This window comes from Salinarimonas sp. NSM (assembly GCF_052380005.1).
Taxonomy (GTDB): Bacteria; Pseudomonadota; Alphaproteobacteria; order Rhizobiales; family Beijerinckiaceae; genus Salinarimonas.
Genome location: NZ_JBQTCJ010000050.1, coordinates 20,625 through 37,905, shown reverse-complemented (window position 1 = coordinate 37,905; position 17,281 = coordinate 20,625). Strand labels below are relative to the sequence as shown.

13 protein-coding genes are annotated in these 17,281 nt (G+C 72.1%); 7 read left to right on the top strand and 6 right to left on the bottom strand.

Going from position 1 to position 17,281, the window contains the following annotated elements; all coding sequences use genetic code 11:
• Positions 1-241 precede the first annotated feature (241 nt).
• From ACTZWW_RS16820 to ACTZWW_RS16795, 6 genes are all read right to left on the bottom strand, one after another.
• Positions 242-541 (bottom strand): hypothetical protein, encoded by a 300-nt coding sequence (locus tag ACTZWW_RS16820; protein WP_444782125.1) that lies wholly within the window; start codon positions 539-541, stop codon positions 242-244.
• A gap of 13 nt (positions 542-554) precedes the next feature.
• A complete protein-coding gene (locus tag ACTZWW_RS16815; RefSeq protein ID WP_444782126.1) occupies positions 555-1,718 on the bottom strand; it encodes a geranylgeranyl diphosphate reductase in 1,164 nt (387 codons plus the stop codon).
• A gap of 122 nt (positions 1,719-1,840) precedes the next feature.
• Positions 1,841-3,247 carry a BCD family MFS transporter gene (locus ACTZWW_RS16810; RefSeq protein WP_444782124.1) on the bottom strand — a complete coding sequence of 469 codons (1,407 nt, stop codon included), beginning with the start codon at positions 3,245-3,247 and terminating at the stop codon, positions 1,841-1,843.
• A 14-nt stretch (positions 3,248-3,261) separates the two neighbouring features.
• Positions 3,262-4,146 carry a chlorophyll synthase ChlG gene (gene chlG / locus ACTZWW_RS16805; protein ID WP_444782123.1) on the bottom strand — a complete coding sequence of 295 codons (885 nt, stop codon included), beginning with the start codon at positions 4,144-4,146 and terminating at the stop codon, positions 3,262-3,264.
• A gap of 110 nt (positions 4,147-4,256) precedes the next feature.
• Entirely contained in the window at positions 4,257-5,687 is a 1,431-nt protein-coding gene (gene ppsR / locus ACTZWW_RS16800; protein ID WP_444782122.1) for a transcriptional regulator PpsR, read from the bottom strand.
• A 36-nt stretch (positions 5,688-5,723) separates the two neighbouring features.
• Entirely contained in the window at positions 5,724-6,539 is an 816-nt protein-coding gene (locus tag ACTZWW_RS16795; protein WP_444782121.1) for a cobalamin B12-binding domain-containing protein, read from the bottom strand.
• Positions 6,540-6,891: 352 nt separating this feature from the next.
• Between ACTZWW_RS16795 and bchF the strand changes: the two genes are divergently transcribed.
• Genes bchF through ACTZWW_RS16760 form a run of 7 tightly spaced genes read left to right on the top strand, consistent with a single transcriptional unit; the run spans position 6,892 to position 17,271 of the window.
• Positions 6,892-7,428: a 2-vinyl bacteriochlorophyllide hydratase gene (gene bchF, locus ACTZWW_RS16790; RefSeq protein WP_444782120.1), complete on the top strand. Its 537-nt coding sequence runs from the start codon at positions 6,892-6,894 to the stop codon at positions 7,426-7,428.
• On the top strand, positions 7,425-8,756 hold the full coding sequence (locus tag ACTZWW_RS16785; protein WP_444782119.1) for a ferredoxin:protochlorophyllide reductase (ATP-dependent) subunit N: 1,332 nt from the start codon (positions 7,425-7,427) through the stop codon (positions 8,754-8,756). Before bchF ends, ACTZWW_RS16785 begins: the two co-directional genes overlap by 4 nt.
• Before the next feature lie 4 nt (positions 8,757-8,760).
• A complete protein-coding gene (bchB, locus tag ACTZWW_RS16780; protein WP_444782118.1) occupies positions 8,761-10,368 on the top strand; it encodes a ferredoxin:protochlorophyllide reductase (ATP-dependent) subunit B in 1,608 nt (535 codons plus the stop codon).
• Positions 10,369-10,393: 25 nt separating this feature from the next.
• Positions 10,394-14,227, top strand: coding sequence for a magnesium chelatase subunit H (locus ACTZWW_RS16775; protein ID WP_444782117.1), 3,834 nt, complete (start codon positions 10,394-10,396; stop codon positions 14,225-14,227).
• On the top strand, positions 14,224-15,138 hold the full coding sequence (gene bchL, locus ACTZWW_RS16770) for a ferredoxin:protochlorophyllide reductase (ATP-dependent) iron-sulfur ATP-binding protein (protein ID WP_443726258.1): 915 nt from the start codon (positions 14,224-14,226) through the stop codon (positions 15,136-15,138). The genes ACTZWW_RS16775 and bchL overlap by 4 nt, the downstream gene beginning before the upstream one ends.
• Before the next feature lies 1 nt (position 15,139).
• A complete protein-coding gene (gene bchM / locus ACTZWW_RS16765; RefSeq protein ID WP_444782116.1) occupies positions 15,140-15,841 on the top strand; it encodes a magnesium protoporphyrin IX methyltransferase in 702 nt (233 codons plus the stop codon).
• Entirely contained in the window at positions 15,838-17,271 is a 1,434-nt protein-coding gene (locus ACTZWW_RS16760; RefSeq protein ID WP_444782115.1) for a BCD family MFS transporter, read from the top strand. Before bchM ends, ACTZWW_RS16760 begins: the two co-directional genes overlap by 4 nt.
• Positions 17,272-17,281: the final 10 nt, after the last annotated feature.

Below are 17,281 nucleotides of genomic sequence, written 5' to 3'. Positions count from 1 at the left end.
CGGACAGGCCCCGAAGGTCGGAGGCATCGCGGATCGTGTCGAGGAGGGGGGTGTCGGGGCGACGCATGGCGGCCTCCTTGTCGAGCGGGGGAGGGAGCGGGGAGGTCGCTCCCGAGGTCGGAACAGCCGAGTGTCAGTATAGCTTGACACGTGCGTGCGACAAGTCATCGGCGCGCAAAAAAGTGGCAGATCCGTGTTCCCGCTTAGTCTCGAGCCCGCATATCGCACGGGAGTCACTGGATCAGCGTGCGGATAGCCAGCGCCGATACAGGTCGTAGACATGCGCCAGGAAGGCGATCGTCAGCCCGGCGGCGACGATCGTCCACGATTCGTCTCGGATCGCGGCGCGCGCAGCGATCGAAAGCCCGAGGCCCGCCACCACGAACCCCGCGAGATCGCGGAAGGCGAGGCGGCGGCCCTCGGGGAGTATCCGTGCTCTCGCCCGGGGGAGACGCGAGAGCACGAGGAGCGCGATCCCTTCGAGAACCAGGATCGCGATGACGAGGTCGAAGACGCGACCCGAGACGAGGAAGTCGATCAAGAACACACCGTCGTCACGGGCGCACCAGCCCGAACAGATGCGCCAGGTCCTTGAAGAAGATGCGCACGTGGGCCATCGGATCGCGCCGCACCAGCTCCTTGTTCATGTAGGCCTGCCAGGTCAGGCGCTGCACGTCCGCGTCCCGGCAGATCGAGACGAAGCGCTCGCGGCGCTTGTCGCTCACGTACCAGAAGCGCTGCATGATCCCGAGGATGAAGAACACGCGCCCGTGCGCCTTCATGAAGGACTTGCGGGCGCCCGCGAGCGCCTTCGACCTGCCGGTCTCGAGATAGGTCTCCACCGCCTCCGCCGCGAGGCGCCCACCGACCATGGCGTAGTAGATGCCCTCGCCCGACGCCGGCGCCACGACGCCCGCGGCGTCGCCGGCGAGCAGCACGTCGCGATTGTTGTCCCACTTCTTGGCCGGATGGAGCGGGATCGGCGCGCCCTCCTTTCGGATGGTGCGCACGCCGTCGAGCTTGGTCGTGGCGCGCAGGTCGGCGACCGCCTCCTTGAGGCCGAAGCCCTTCTGCATCGACCCGACGCCGATCGAGGCGGACTTGCCGTGCGGGAAGACCCAGGCGTAGAAATCGGGCGAGAGCTTGCCCTGGTAGTACACGTCGCAGCGATTGGCGATGTAGTCGGCCGCGCCGTCCTCCGGTGCCTCGACGATCTCGTGGTAGGCGAAGACGAAGGGGACAGGCCCGCGCTGCGGAACGGCCTCGCGGGCCACCGCCGAGTTCGCGCCGTCGGCGCCGATCACCGCGCGGGCGCGCACCGAGACGCTCTCGCCGCCCTCCGCCCGCGATGTGCGGAAGTGGACACGCGCCGTTCCGTCCGGGTCGCGGCTGATCGTCTCGAAGGTCGCGGCCCGGCGCGTCGCGCCGTTGGCGGTCGCGCGGGCACGCAGCCACTCGTCGAAGACCTCGCGGTCGACCATGGCGACGAAGCCGTCGTCGATCGGCATGTCGACCTTCTTCTCCGAGGGCGCGATCATGCGCGCGCCCGAGATCTTGGCGCAGAGGATTCCGTCGGGAATGGCGAAGTCCCGCACGAGGCGCGGCGGGATCGCGCCGCCGCAGGGCTTGATGCGGCCCGCCCGGTCGAGCAGGAGCACGTCGCGCCCGGCGCGCGCGAGGTCGGTCGCGGCCGTGGCGCCGGCGGGCCCGCCGCCCACGACGACGACGTCCCAGGTGTGGGACGGATCGACGGCGGTGCGGGTGAGGGTCTCCTCCGCGGGCGGAGGGGCTTGCGCCTCGGCTTCCGCGAGGGCGACGTCGTCGGTCTCGGTGTCGAACGTCACGGCGTGGGTCTCCCCTCGATGAGCGGCTCGCCGCGAGGTGCGACGGCGGGGGTGGCGATGCGGACAGGGACGCGGCGCAGCGCGGCGCGCCCCGACATGACGCGCGCGGCGAGGAACGCCGAGACGAGGAAGAGGGCGGCTTCGCCGAGGAACACGCCGGCATAGGCGCTCGCGGCGCTCTCGGCGACGAGCCGCCCGAGGTCGACGGCGATCGTGCCGACGAGCCCGCCGAGCCCGAACGCGACGCCCTGCGCCGCGCCCCACAGGCCGACGCGGGTGCCCTCGCGATTCGCCGCACCGTCACGGGCGAGCCGCATCATCGAGCCGATGGCGGCCACCGCGAAGACGCCGTTGCCGAAGCCGAGCACGGCGACGTTGGCATGGAGCGGCCAGACCGTTCCCGAGGCTCCCGCCCCGAACGACGCCGCCCCGAGCGCGCCGCCGAAGGCGAGCCCGACGAGGGCCGCGGCCGAGATCAGGCAGCCGCCGATCGCCCACAGGTGCAGGCGCGAGCGCGCGCCCTCCCGGAAGCCGCCGCCCAGGAGGCCCGTCAGGATCATGCCCACGAGCACGCCGGCGTTCTGGACGCCCGACAGCTTGGTCGATTCTCCCGGCGTCATCGAGAAGACCGCGCCCGCGAACGGCTCGAGGATCAGGTCCTGCGCGGAGTACGCCAGCATCGAGACGAAGACGAAGACCGTGAAGCGCCGCGCCGTCGGCTCGGCCCAGACCTCCGCCAGCGCCTGGCGGAAGGGCACTTTCGGGCCGCCCTCGACGCCGCGCGCGCGCCGCGCACCTTCCACGCCCGCGACCGCGAGCGTCGTCACGAGGAAGGCGATCCCCGAGACGCTCGCGGTGACGACGACGAGACGCGTCATCGAGAACGGGTCGAGGAAGTGCCCGGCCGTGCCGGCGGTGACGATGAACCCCGCGATCATCATGATCCAGACGATCGCCGCCGCGGACGCCTGCCGCGCCGGCGCGACCCGCTCTGCGAGCAGCGCCAGCAGCGAGGTTCCCGACGCGCCCACCCCGACGCCGATGATGCCGAAGGCCAGCGTCGAGAGCGCGATGCCGGCGACGAGGTTCGTCGCCGAGAGCGCGGTGGCGAGCGCGGCGAGCACGGCGCCCGCGGCGAGCGCCGCCATGCCGCCGACGATCCACGGCGTGCGCCGCCCGCCGACGTCCGAGCCGTGACCCCAGCGCGGGCGCAGGAGCTGCACGGCGTAGTGCAGGCCGACCAGCAGGCCGGGAAGGGAGGCGGCGAGGGCGAGCTCGACCACCATGACGCGGTTCAGGGTCGAGGTGGTGATGACCACGATCGCACCGAGGGAGGCCTGCACCAGGCCGAGCCGCGCGATGCCGAGCCAGGAGAGGGGGACGCCGTCGCGCGAGGTCGTCATGTCGCCGTTCCCCTTCATCCGCCGACCGGCCCGAGCCCGCGCAGGGCGAAGGCCGTGACGAGCATGCCGAGCACGTAGAGCGTTGTGCCGGTGGCGTTGTACCAGGCGGCCTTGCCGCGGGGATCGGCGACGAGCCTGCCCATCAGGGCGGCCTGCGCCGCGAGGAGCGCGGTGACGGCGAGCGCGTGCCAGGGCGCGCCCCAGGCGAGCAGCAGGCCGATCACCACGACCTGCGGCGCCGCCATCACCACGCAGGCGAGGCGCGCGGCCCGGTCGACCCCGAGCAGCACGGGCAGCGAATCGACGCCCTCGCGCTTGTCGCCCTCCACCGACTTGAAGTCGTTGAGGGTCATGATGCCGTGGGCGCCGAAGGAATAGAGCAGCGCGACGACGACGATCCGCCAGTCCGGGAAGGCGGCGGCCATGATCGCCGCGCCGGTGAACCAGGGCAGGCCCTCGTAGGAGATCGCGACCGCGGAATTGCCCCACCAGCCGTTCTGCTTGAGGCGGAAGGGCGGGGCGGAATAGGCCCAGGCCAGCGCGAGCCCGATCACGCCCGCGAGGAGCACGACGGGCCCGAGCATGAACGCGACGAGGAAGGACAGGGCGGTCCAGATCACCGCGATCCGGAAGCCCCATTCGCCGGGGATGCGGCCCGACGGAATCGGCCGGTTCGGCTCGTTGATGGCGTCGACGTGCCGGTCGTACCAGTCGTTCACCGCCTGGCTCGCGGCGCACACGAGCGGCCCGGCGAGCACGACGCCCGCGAGGATCACGGGCCAGCGCGTGTCCGCGGCGACGCCGGAGGAGACGACCCCGCAGGCGAACGCCCACATGGGCGCGAACCAGGTGATCGGCTTGAGGAGCTCGGTGAAGGAGAGGATGGCCGGTCGCGTCATGCCGGAGATGCTACCCCGCCCGACGGCCGCGTCAATCAGAATTGACACTTACGTGTGTCAAGTCGGGTGAGGCACGTCCGCACGGCTCTGCCCCCGGGGGCCGCGCCGCCTCAATCCTCGTGGTCGAGGTCGCCGAGCCCGTGCCGGCGCAGCTTGGCGTAGAAGCTCTGGCGGGAGAGGCCGAGCATCTCGGCGGCGGACGCGCGGTTGTCGCCGGTGAGGTCGAGCGCGGCCTCGATGCACAGCTTCTCGATCACGTCTGTGGTCTCGCGTACGAGCTCCTTGAGCGACACGCGCCCGACGAGCTCCTTCATCTGCGCGACCGAATGCGGCAGCTCCGGCCCGGCGGCGCCCATCGCGGCGGCCGGTCGCGGGCCCGTGGGGCGGATGGCGAAGCCGAAGCAGGCGTCGTCGACTTCCGGCGCCAGCACGGCGGAGACCTCGACGTCCTCCGTCAGCCCGTACTCGCCCTGGACCACGGTGCCGAATCGCTTCACCGCCCCGTGCTCGCGCACGCTCGCCGTCAGCACGTTGCAATCGACGCTGGAGCGGCCGAGCCAGCGGTCGAGCGGCTCGCCGCGGGCCTGCTCCTCGGTGGCGAGCTGCACGAGATCGAGGAAGGCGGCGTTGGCGGAGAGGATGCGCCGGTCCGAATCGGTCACCACGATCGCATCGGGGAGGCGCTCGACCACCCGCAGCACGCGCCGGCGCGCGGCGGCGAGCGTGCTCGCGCCCCCCGCCGGCGGGGCCAGGCGCACGAGGAAGTGCGTCACCCGCTCCTGTCGGAAGACGGAGGCCGAGGCCAGCGCCTCACGCCCGTCGCCGAGCTTGAGCCGCGCCTCGTCCGAGCGCCCGGCGGTGCGTGCGGCGGCGAGGAGATCCTCGAGCGCGCCGGCGCTCTCGGGCGCGAAGAGCTGGCCGAGCGGGCGCCCGGCGATCGGCCGGCCCGAGGCGACGAGCTCGACCGCTGCGGGGTTGGCCTCGCTGACGCGGCGCGTGGCGGCGTCGACCACGAGCACCGCCTCGGACGCGATCTGGAACAGCAGCCGGTAGCGCGTCTCGGCGCTGCGCAGATGCGCGTACTCGCGCTCCATCGCGGCCTGGGCGTCCACCAGTCGGCGCTGCAGCGAGGCGACGCCGCGCAGGTCGCGGCCCACCGCGACGATGCGCCCGGAGCGGCCCACGTCGACGGCGGAATAGAGAATCGGCAGGTCGGGCCCGGCGGGGAGGGGGTGGTTCACCTGACGCCAGATGCGCGCCTCGTCGGACGCGGCGTTGCGCATCAGCGACTCGATCTTCTCGCGGCTCTCGACGGTGACGGTGTCGACCCAGCGCCTGCCGCGCCAGCGCCCGCACTCCTCCGCCTCGAGCTCCCGCGAGCCGACGGCGACGTCCTCGATCACTCCGTCGCGGTCGACGATGAGCGCGAGATCGTTCGTGGCCGCGATCAGCCGCGCGGCGCTCGCCGCGTCGACGTCGGCCAAAGCCGTCTCAGGGGCCCGGAATCGGCGCAGGCCCTCGGGAGCCGTAGGAGTGTCCATCGGGCGCTGCGATCCTCGCTGTTCCAAGCCGATCCCTCACCGAGCCCGCGCGGCGCCTCCCACGAACCGCTGCGCCTTCCTGACGGCGTCGAGGCCGTCGAACGCCACGAAGTCGGCACCGACGAGCGCGGCGCTCTCGGGATGTTCGTTGAAGTAGTGACCACCGACGAGCACGCCGACATGCTTGTTGCGCGACCGACGTCGGACGATGTCGATAGCGGACGCGAGCTCGGCGAGCAAGCTCTCGCAGCTCAACGACAATCCGACGACGTCGAACCAGTCGGCGCGCACGATTCGGCCCAGCTCCTCGAGCGAGGTGCCCGGCGCACATACGGCGTCCCATCCCGCGCGGCGAAGGAATTCCTCCACGATCGCCACGCCGAACGTGTGCGTCTCCCCCGGGGAGGAGGCGAGCAAGACGCGTTTCTCCTCGGAGCCGGAATCGCCCTCCGCCTCGAACGGCGCGCCGAGCGCGCGCAGCACCTGCTGAAGGCGCGAGAGGGCGATCGTGACGTCGCAGAAGTCGGCCTTGTCCTCGCGCCAGAGCGTGTCGAGGTGATTCGCGGCCGGCGCGAGCAGATGCAGGAAGATCGTCTCCAACGTCGCGCCGCGAGCGCGCAGAACGGAGACGTAGGAGGTGGCGACCTCGACGTCGTGCGCGATGACGAGGCCGGCGAACTCCACCACCTCCTCGTGGGAGGGCAGCGGGTCCTGGCGGTCGCCCTCGGCGCAGTCGTCGCTCGAGTGCACCAGCATCAGGCGTGGGATGATCTCCGCCTCGATCGTGCGGGAGAGCGCGTCGCGCCGGTCCGCCTCGTTGCGCGGCGAGCGGCGTGATGCGTGCCCGCTCAACGCATGTCCGTTCACGCGTGCGTCGCTCCGCCCATCGCTCCTCGGTGCGGCGTCGGGCGATGACGCGATCGCCTCCTTCAGGCTGGCCATCGTAACCTCCCTTCGTCTCGGCGTCTTGCGCGTCGACTGCTCGCGAACCGTTGATCTTGTTGATTTTTCTGGTCGGGGAGCGTGGCTGAACTTGGAGCGAGCATAAGGCGGAGCACGCTTAGCGCGCAAGTGGCGGGATGCTACGCACTTAACCCGACCGTGTTTGTTGTGAGGATGGATTGACGTCAATCTAGGTTGACACTTCCGGGCCCGCTCCGTAGCTTTTCCCTCAAGAACACGAGCCGTTCCAGGGAGGGTCGCGATGCGTCGCGCCGACGCCGAGACGCCGAGGAGAGGTCTCTACACGCCGCAGGAACGCCTGCGCCGGGACGCCTCCCCGTGGACGATGGTGCAGGGGGTCCTCGCGCCGGTGCAATTCCTGGTGTGCCTCGTCAGCATCGCCCTGATCGCTCGCTACCTCGCCACCGGCGACGGCTACGCGCTCGCGACGATCTCGATCGTGGTCAAGACGTTCACGCTCTACACGATCATGATCACCGGAGCGATCTGGGAGAAGGACGTCTTCGGCGTCTACCTGTTCGCGAAGCCGTTCTTCTGGGAGGACGTCGTCTCCTTCGGCGTGATCGCGCTGCACACTTTCTATCTCGTGGCGCTGTTCACGGATCTGCTCGGCGCACGCGGCGAGATGCTGCTCGCGCTCGCCGCCTACGCCGCCTACGTCGTCAATGCCGTTCAATTCGTCCTGAAGCTGCGCGCCGCGCGGCTGCAGGAGGCCCGCGAGGGGCGCGCCGGCCCTCCCGCCGGTGCAGCGTTCCCGGCGGGGGAGGTCGCGCGATGAACCGTCACGTGCTCGTCGACGAGACCCGCAGGCCCGCGCCCTCCGGCTGCGCCGATCTCCCGGCCGCCGTTCCCTCCGCGCCCCCGGGCTCCGGCCCGAGCGTGCGCACCGAGCGCGGCCAGCGCGAGGTCTTCTGCGGGCTCACGGGCATCATCTGGATGCACCGCAAGATCCAGGACGCCTTCTTCCTGATCGTGGGCTCGCGCACCTGCGCGCATCTCATGCAATCGGCGGCCGGCGTGATGATCTTCGCCGAGCCGCGCTTCGCCACCGCCATCATCGACGACCGCGACCTCGCCGGGATCGCCGACGCCAACGACGAGCTCGACGCGTGCGTCGAGCGGCTGCTCGCGCGCCGGCCCGACATCAAGATGCTCTTCCTGGTGGGCTCGTGCCCCTCCGAGGTGATCAAGCTCGATCTCTCCCGCGCCGCGCAGCGGCTCTCCGCGCGCTTCCTCCCGGACGTGCGGGTGCTCTCCTACTCCGGCTCGGGGATCGAGACGACGTTCACCCAGGGCGAGGACACCTGCCTCGCCTCGCTCGTGCCGACGCTGCCGCAGGCCGCACCGGACGCCACCGAGCTGCTCGTCGTGGGCGCGCTCGCGGACGTGGTCGAGGACCAGTTCGCGCGCATCTTCGACGCGCTCGGCATCCCCACGCGCTTCCTGCCGATGCGCAAGGCCAACGACCTTCCGCCGGTCGGCGAGGGCACCCGCATGCTCCTCGCCCAGCCGTTCCTGGCGGAAACGGCGCGTGCGCTCGAGGCGCGCGGCGCGACGCACCTGCCGGCGCCGTTCCCGCTCGGCGTCGAGGGCACGACCGCCTGGCTGCGGGCGGCCGTGGACGCGTTCGGCGTCGACCCGGCCCTGCTCGAGCGCGTCACCGCTCCGATGGCGGCGCGCGCCCGCGCGGCGCTGGAGCGCCAGCGCGAGCGGCTCGCCGGCAAGAGCGTCTTCTTCTTCCCCGATTCGCAGCTCGAGCTGCCGATCGCCCGCTTCCTCCACCGCGAGCTCGGCATGGAGCTCGTCGAGGTCGGCACGCCCTTCCTCCACCGCCAGCACATGGCGGGCGAGATCGCGCTCCTGCCGGACGGGGTCGCGATCGTCGAGGGCCAGCACGTCGACCGGCAGCTCGATCGCTGCCGCGCGGCCGCTCCCGACATCACGGTGTGCGGGCTCGGCCTCGCCAACCCCCTCGAGGCGGAGGGGCTCGCGACCAAGTGGTCGATCGAGCTGCTCTTCACCCCCATCCACGGCTACGACCAGGCGGCGGACCTCTCGGGTCTCTTCGTCCGCCCGCTCGTGCGCCGCGAGAAGCTGAAGGTTTGAGGCGATGAAGCTCACCGTCTGGACCTACGAGGCTCCCCCGCACGTCGGCGCGATGCGCGTCGCGACCGCCATGGAGGGCGTGCACTACGTGCTCCACGCGCCGCAGGGGGACACCTACGCGGACCTGCTCTTCACGATGATCGAGCGGCGCGACCAGCGCCCGCCGGTGACCTACACCACCTTCCAGGCGCGCGATCTCGGCGCGGACACCGCCGAGATCTTCAAGGAGGCCGTGCGGGAGGCCTACGAGCGCTTCGACCCCGACCTGATGCTGGTCGGCGCGTCCTGCACCGCCGAGCTGATCCAGGACGATCCGGGCGGGCTCGCGCGTGCGCTGAACCTGCCGGTGCCGGTCGTGCCGCTGGAGCTGCCGTCCTACCAGCGCAAGGAGAACTGGGGCGCGGCGGAGACCTTCCTCCAGCTCGTTCGCGCGCTGGCGCGGCCTCGCGCCGAGGCCCGGGAGGAGGGCGCGCAGCCGTCCTGCAACATCCTCGGGCCGACCGCGCTCGGCTTTCGCCACCGCGACGACCTCGAGGAGATCCGCCGGCTGATGGCGCGAATCGGCGTGCGCGTGAACGCGGTGGCGCCGCTGACCGCGCGGGCGCACGACATCGCGCGCCTCGGCGAGGCGGACTTCAACGTCGTCATGTACCCCGAGATCGCCGGGCCCGTGGCGCGCCATCTCGAGCGCGCCTGCCGCCAGCCCTTCACGAAGACGGTGCCGATCGGCGTCAGCGCCACGCGCGCCTTCATCGAGGAGGTCGGCGCGCTCGCGGGGATCGACGTCTCCGACCTGCTCGCCGAGGGCGCGGGGCGGCTGCCCTGGTGGTCGCGCTCGGTCGATTCGAACTACCTCACCGGCAAGCGGGTCTTCGTCTTCGGGGACGCGACCCACGCCATCGCCGCCGCCCGGGTCGCCTCCGAGGAGCTCGGCTTCGAGGTGGTGGGGCTCGGCACCTATTCCCGCGAGCTCGCCCGCGAGGTGCGCGCCGCCGCCGAGGCGCTCGGCCTGGAGGCGCTGATCACCGACGACCATCTCGAGGTCGAGGACGCGATCAACGCGCTCGCGCCCGAGCTCGTGCTCGGCACGCAGATGGAGCGCCACATCGCAAAGCGGCTCGGCGTCGCCTGCGCGGTGATCTCCGCACCCGTCCACGTGCAGGACTTCCCCGCCCGCTACTCGCCGCAGATGGGCTTCGAGGGCGCGAACGTCATCTTCGACACCTTCGTCCACCCGCTCGTCATGGGGCTGGAGGAGCACCTGCTCTCGATGTTCCGCGAGGACTTCGAGTTCAACGACGGTGCGATGCCCTCGCACCTCGCCTCCGAGCACACCGCCCCCCGGCGCGAGACGCCGCCGGCGCCGACCGCCGAGCCCCGGCTCGAGCCCGCGGCGCCCGCCCAGGGCGAGGTCGCCCTGCTCGAGCGGCCGGCGGCGGAGGCCGACGCCGACCTCCGCTGGACGCCGGAGGCGGAGAAGGAGCTCCTCAAGATCCCCTTCTTCGTGCGCGGCAAGGCCCGGCGCAACACCGAACGCTTCGCGCGCGAGCGCGGGGTCGCCCCGATCAACGTCGAGACGATCTACGATGCGAAGGCTCATTTCAGTCGCTGACCGGACGGATCTGACGATCCGCTCCATGGACGGGCCCGCCCCGGCCCGCCTCGACGGCGTCGCGGCTCCCTCCGCGGTGGGCGTGCCGCTGCGATTCACCATCGTCACGCTCGACAACCATCTCGCCGGGCCGATCGCCCGCGCCCGCCGCACCCTCGCCCGGGAGCTTCCGGGGCTGACGCTCCGCGTCCACTGCGCCACCGACTTCGAGGGCGACCCGGATGCGGTGGCCCGCGCGAACGCGGACATCGCGAGCGCCGACATCGTGCTGTGCACGATGATGTTCCTCGAGGACCACATCCGCGCCGTCATGCCGGCGCTGGAGGCGCGGCGCGATGCGTGCGACGCGCTCGTGGCCTGCATGTCGGCCGGCGAGGTGACCAAGCTCACCCGCATCGGCGGGCTCGACATGGGCAAGCCCGCCTCCGGTCCGATGGCGCTCCTGAAGAAGCTGCGCCCGAAGAGCTCGAAGAAGGACGGCGCCCCGGGCGCCGGGGATTCGGGCGCGCGCCAGCTCAAGCTCCTGCGCCGCATGCCGCAGATCCTGCGCTTCATCCCCGGCACCGCCCAGGACCTGCGCGTCTATCTCCTGTGCCTGCAGTATTGGCTCGCGGGCTCGGAGGAGAACGTCGCCAACATGGTCCGCCTGCTGGTCGACCGCTACGCCGCCGGCCCGCGCAAGGTCCTGCGCGGCACGCTGAAGGTGGGCGATCCGATCGACGTGGCGGAGGTCGGCGTCTACCATCCGCGCATCCCCGGCGGCATCGCCGAGAAGGCGGATGTGCTGCCGCGCCGCCCGGGCGCCGGCCGCGTGGGGCTCGTGTGCCTGCGCTCCTACATCGTCGCCGAGGACACGGCGCATTACGACGGGGTGATCGCCGCGCTCGAGGCCTCGGGCCTCGACGTCGTGCCCTGCTTCGCGGCCGGGCTCGACGCGCGCCCCGCCATGGAGCGCTACTTCCTCGACGCGGGCGGGCGCGCGACGGTCGACGCCGTCGTCTCGCTGACCGGCTTCTCGCTCGTGGGCGGGCCGGCCTACAACGACTCGAAGGCCGCCGAGGAGATCCTGGCGCGCCTCGACGTGCCCTACATCGCCGCCCAGGCGAGCGAGTTCCAGTCGCTCGCCGCCTGGGAGGGGTCCGAGCGTGGGCTCCTGCCCGTCGAGGCGACGATGACGGTCGCGCTCCCCGAGCTCGACGGCGCGACCGGGCCGATCCTCTTCGCCGGCCGCGGTCCCGGCGCGGGCGCCGGCGCCTGCGGGCATTGCCGGCGCTCGGAGGCGGAGCGCGCCGCCGGTGCCTGCGGCGACTGCATGCGCCCGCAGCCGGAGCGCGTGGCGATGCTCGCCGCGCGGGTGGGGAAGCTCGTCGCCCTGCGCCGGACCGCGCGCGCGGCGCGCCGGGTCGGCATCACGCTCTTCAACTTCCCGCCCAACAGCGGCGCCACCGGCTCGGCGGCCTTCCTCGCCGTGTTCGAATCGCTCTTCAACACGCTGACGGCGATGAAGGCCGCCGGCTACGCGGTCGACCTGCCCGAGAGCGTTGACGCGCTGCGATCGGCCCTGCTGGAGGGCAACGCCGCCCGCTACGGGGCCGACGCCAACGTCGGCGCGACGATCCCGGTCGACGACCACGTGCGCCGCGAGCCGCATCTCGCCCAGATCGAGGCGCAGTGGGGACCCGCCCCCGGCCGCCAGCAGACCGACGGCGCCTCGCTCCACGTGCTCGGGGCACGCTTCGGCAACGTCTTCGTCGGCGTCCAGCCCGGCTTCGGCTACGAGGGCGACCCGATGCGGCTCCTGTTCGAGCGCGGCTTCTCGCCGACGCACGCCTTCTCCGCCTATTACCGCTGGCTGCGCGAGGACTTCGGCGCGCACGCGGTGCTGCACTTCGGCACCCACGGCGCCCTCGAGTTCATGCCCGGCAAGCAGACCGGCCTCTCGGCGGCCTGCTGGCCGGACCGGCTGATCGGCGATCTGCCCAACCTGTACGTCTACGCGGCGAACAACCCGTCCGAGGGCATGATCGCCAAGCGCCGCGCGGCCGCGACGCTGATCTCCTACCTCACGCCGCCCGTCGGGCACGCGGGTCTCTACCGCGGCCTCGTCGACCTGAAGGGCGCCGTCGAGCGCTGGCGGGCCCTGCCGCCGGAGGAGGCCGACGAGCGCGCCGACCTCGCGCAGGGGATCCGCGCCCAGGCCGCCGAGCTCGACTTCGTGCTCGCCGATCCGGGCCCGGGCGGCGAGGCGGACATCGCCGGGCTGTGGGAGCAGGTGCTCGAGTACGAGACGACCCTCATCCCCTACGGCCTGCACGTGATCGGCCGCGCCCCGTCGCCGGCCGAGCGCGCGGACCTCCTCGTCTCCGTCGCGGACGCGTCCGACGGCGTCGCGCTGCCGCGCGCCACCGCCGAGGCGCTCGCCGCCGGCGCGAGTCCCGCCGCCGCCCATCAGGCGGGCGAGCCCGGCCGCGGCGAGGTGACCCCGGACCAGCTCGAGCTCCTGACCCGCCTCTCGGCGGTGAACGCGGCGCTGACCACGGACGGCGAGCTCCCCGGCATCCTGCACGCGCTCGACGGCGGCTACATCCGCCCGGCGCCCGGCGGCGACCTGCTGCGCACGCCGGCCATCCTGCCGACGGGCCGCAACATCCACGGCTTCGACCCCTTCCGCATCCCGAGCGCCTACGCCGTCAAGGACGGCGCACGTCAGGCGGACGAGCTGATCCGCCGCCACGTCGCCGACGGCAACCCGCTGCCGGAGACGGTCGCGATGGTGCTGTGGGGCACCGACAGCCTCAAGACCGAGGGCGCGCCCATCGGCCAGGCGCTCGCGCTGATCGGCGCCGCGCCGAAGTTCGACAGCTACGGCCGGCTGTGCGGCGCGGTGCTGCGGCCGCTCGCCGAGCTCGGGCGCCCGCGCATCGACGTGGTCGCCACGCTCTCGGGCATCTTCAGGGACCTGATGCCGCTGCAGACACGCATGCTCGCCGAGGCCGCCTTCCTCGCGGCCTCCGCCGACGAGCCGGACGCGATGAACTTCGTCGCCAAGCACGCGCGCGGCTACATGGCCGAGAGGGGCTGCGACCTGGAGACGGCGGCGCTGCGCATCTTCTCCAACGCCGACGGCGCCTACGGCGCCAACGTCAACCAGCTCATCGACGCCGGCGCCTGGGACGACGAGGACGAGCTCGCCGAGACCTTCTCGCGGCGCAAGTGCTTCGCCTACGGCCGCTCCGGCAAGACGACCCGCGAGCCCGCGCTGTTCGAGAGCATGCTCTCGGGTGCGGACCTCGCCTACCAGAACCTCGAATCGGTCGAGCTCGGCGTCACCACCGTCGATCAGTACTACGACAGCCTGGGCGGCATCTCGAAGGCGATCGGCCGCGCCCGCCGCGAGATCGGGCGCGACGCGCCCGGCGCCCGGCCGGTGCCGGTCTACATCGGCGACCAGACCAAGGGTAAGAACGTCGTGCGCACGCTCACCGAGCAGGTGGCGCTGGAAGCCCGCACGCGCATGCTGAACCCCAAGTGGTACGAGGGCCTGCTGCAGCACGGCTACGAGGGCGTGCGCCAGATCGAGGCCTCCGTCACCAACACGATGGGCTGGTCGGCCACCACGGGGCAGGTGCAGGACTGGGTCTACCAGCGCCTCACCGAGACCTTCGTGCTCGACGCGGCGATGCGCGAGCGCATGGCTGCACTCAACCCGAAGGCGTCCGTGAAGATGGCCAACCGCCTCATCGAGGCGCACGAGCGCCGCTACTGGACGCCCGACGCCGCCACGCTCGCAGCGCTTCGCGCCGCGGGCGAGGCCCTCGAGGACCGCCTCGAAGGAATAACAGAAGGAGCCGCCCCGTGACCGCCTTGAACATCCGTGCGCCTATCCCCCGGCGCCCGACCCTCGGCCGCTCCGACGGCGAGGGCAGCGTGCAGGTCCACCTGGATCCGAGCCTCGACATGGGCAAGGCGCAGGTCTTCGCCGTCTACGGCAAGGGCGGGATCGGCAAGTCCACCACCTCGTCCAACCTGTCCGCGGCCTTCTCCAAGCTCGGCAAGCGCGTCATCCAGATCGGCTGCGATCCCAAGCACGACAGCACCTTCACGCTCACGCGCCGGCTGATCCCGACCGTGATCGACGTGCTCGAGACCGTCGATTTCCACTCGGAGGAATTGCGGATCGAGGACTTCGTCGTGGAGGGCTACAACGGCGTGATGTGCGTCGAGGCCGGCGGCCCGCCCGCGGGTACCGGCTGCGGCGGCTACGTCGTCGGCCAGACGGTGAAGCTCCTCAAGGAGCACCATCTGCTCGAGGACACCGACGTCGTCATCTTCGACGTGCTGGGAGACGTGGTCTGCGGCGGCTTCGCCGCGCCGCTCCAGCACGCCGACCGGGCGCTGATCGTGGCCGCCAACGACTTCGACTCGATCTTCGCGATGAACCGCATCGTGCAGGCCATCAAGGCGAAGTCGAAGAACTACGAGGTGCGGCTCGGCGGCGTCATCGCCAACCGCTCGGCGGCGACGGACCAGATCGAGCGCTTCACCGACAAGATCGGCATGAACGTGCTCGCCCGCTTCCCGGATCTCGACGCCATCCGGCGCTCGCGGCTGGGCAAGCGCACGATGTTCGAGATGGGGGATGAACCCGATGTCGTCGCCGTGCAGGACGAGTACCTTCGCCTGGCGCAGTCCCTCCTCGACGGCACGGAGCCGCTGATCTGCGACTCGCTGAAGGATCGCGAGATCTTCGATCTGCTGGGATTCGAGTGAGATGCACACGCAGAGCTACGTCGACCGCCGCCACCGCCTCCAGGCCTATTTCGACCGCACCGCGTCGGAGACCTGGGCGCGGCTGACGTCGGATGCGCCGGTCAGCCGCATCCGCGCCACCGTGCGCGCAGGGCGCGCGGAGATGCGCGCGACGATCCTCTCCTGGCTGCCGGCGGAGCTCGGCGGGCTCACCCTGCTCGACGCGGGCTGCGGCACCGGCGCGCTCGCCGTCGAGGCGGCGCGGCGCGGGGCGCGGGTGACCGCGATCGACGTGGCCGAGAGCCTGGTGCGGGTCGCCGCCGAGCGGCTGCCGGCGGACGTCGACCCGGCGCTGGTCTCCTTCCGCACCGGCGACATGCTCGATCCCGCGCTCGGACGCTTCGACTACGTCGTGGCGATGGATTCGCTCATCCACTACCGCGCCGGCGACATGGCCGGGGCGCTCGCGGCCCTGTGCGCGCGCACGGACCGCGCCGTGATCGCCACCTTCGCCCCGCGCACGCCCGCGCTCTCGCTGATGCACGCGACCGGCAAGCTCTTCCCGCGGGCGGATCGCTCGCCGGCGATCGAGCCCGTCTCGGAGACGACGCTCACGCGTCTCGTCGCGGGCGAGCCCGCCGCCGAGGGCTGGCGCCCGGCGCGCACGCGCCGCGTGAGCCGCGGCTTCTATACATCGCAGGCGCTGGAGCTCGTTCCCGCATGAGCCTGGCCAAGCCCGACCTCTCGAGCTTCTGGACGCTGATCGGAACGCGCTTCCTGCCGTTCGCGGACGCGGCGACGCGCGAGCTGCCGCTGCCGCGGCTGTTTCGCCTGTCGCTCTTCCAGGTCTCGGTCGGCATGGCGATCGTGCTGCTCAACGGCACGCTCAATCGCGTGATGATCCTCGAGCTGAACGTTCCGGCCTGGCTCGTCGCCTCGATGATCGCGCTGCCGGTGCTGTTCGCCCCGGTGCGGGCGCTGATCGGGCATCGCTCGGACCACCACCGCTCGCTGCTCGGCTGGAAGCGCGTGCCCTACATCTGGTTCGGCTCGCTCCTGCAGTTCGGCGGGCTCGCCATCATGCCCTTCGCGCTCCTCGTGCTCTCCGGCGACGGGCAGGGTCCCGTGTGGGTCGGGCAGCTCGGGGCGGGGCTCGCCTTCCTCCTCGTCGGCGCTGGCCTGCACACGACCCAGACCGCGGGCCTCGCGCTCGCCACCGATCTCGCGCCGGAGGACACGCGCCCGCGCGTCGTCGCCTTCCTCTACGTGATGCTGCTCGCCGGCATGGTCGCGAGCGCCTTCCTCTTCTCCGTCCTGCTCGAGCCCTACAGCCACCTCGCGCTGATCCAGGTGGTGCAGGGCGCGGCCGTGGTGACGATGGTGCTCAACGGCATCGCCCTGTGGAAGCAGGAGGCGCGCGACCCGTCGCGCACACGCGAGGACACGCCGCGCCCCGCCTTCCGCGAGAGCTGGGCCAAGTTCGTCGCCGGCGGGCGCGCCACGCGCACGCTCGTCGCGGTGGGCCTGGGCACGGCCGGGTTCTCGATGCAGGACATCCTGCTCGAGCCCTACGGCGGCGAGGCGCTGGGCATGTCCGTCTCGGCGACGACGGCGCTCACCGCGCTCCTCGCCGGCGGCTCCCTCGTCGGCTTCGCCTGGGCCGCGCGGCGGCTCGGCCGCGGCGGCAATCCCTATCGCCTCGCGGCGCTCGGCGTGCTCGTCGGCATCGCCGCCTTCTCCTGCGTGGTCTTCGCGGGTGCGTTCGACTCCGTCCTCATGCTGCGCATCGGCGCGGTGCTGATCGGGCTCGGTGCCGGGCTGTTCGCGGTGGGCACGCTCACCGGCGCGATGGCGCTCGCGGACGGGAGCGGCTCGGGCCTCGCGCTCGGCGCCTGGGGCGCGGTGCAGGCCACCGCGGCGGGCGTGGGCATCGCGCTCGGCGGGGCGTTGCGCGACGGCGTCGGCGCGCTCGCCGCGTCCGGCGCGCTCGGCCCGGCCCTGTCGGGGCCGGAGATCGGCTACCACGTCGTCTACCACCTCGAGATCCTCGTTCTCTTCATCTCCCTCGTCGCGATCGGTCCGCTGGTCGCACCCGCTTCGGTCGGCTCCTCGGCGCCCCGCCAGCGGTTCGGTCTCGCCGACTTGCCAGCTTGAACAGGAGGCT

Coding starts and splice junctions, on each gene's coding strand:
- bchB (WP_444782118.1), top strand. CDS start 8,761: ATGAAGCTCACCGTCTGGACCTACGAGGCTCCCCCGCACGTCGGCGCG.
- ppsR (WP_444782122.1), bottom strand. CDS start 5,687: ATGGACACTCCTACGGCTCCCGAGGGCCTGCGCCGATTCCGGGCCCCT.
- ACTZWW_RS16760 (WP_444782115.1), top strand. CDS start 15,838: ATGAGCCTGGCCAAGCCCGACCTCTCGAGCTTCTGGACGCTGATCGGA.
- ACTZWW_RS16785 (WP_444782119.1), top strand. CDS start 7,425: ATGAACCGTCACGTGCTCGTCGACGAGACCCGCAGGCCCGCGCCCTCC.
- chlG (WP_444782123.1), bottom strand. CDS start 4,146: ATGACGCGACCGGCCATCCTCTCCTTCACCGAGCTCCTCAAGCCGATC.
- ACTZWW_RS16775 (WP_444782117.1), top strand. CDS start 10,394: ATGGACGGGCCCGCCCCGGCCCGCCTCGACGGCGTCGCGGCTCCCTCC.
- ACTZWW_RS16810 (WP_444782124.1), bottom strand. CDS start 3,247: ATGACGACCTCGCGCGACGGCGTCCCCCTCTCCTGGCTCGGCATCGCG.
- bchF (WP_444782120.1), top strand. CDS start 6,892: ATGCGTCGCGCCGACGCCGAGACGCCGAGGAGAGGTCTCTACACGCCG.
- bchM (WP_444782116.1), top strand. CDS start 15,140: ATGCACACGCAGAGCTACGTCGACCGCCGCCACCGCCTCCAGGCCTAT.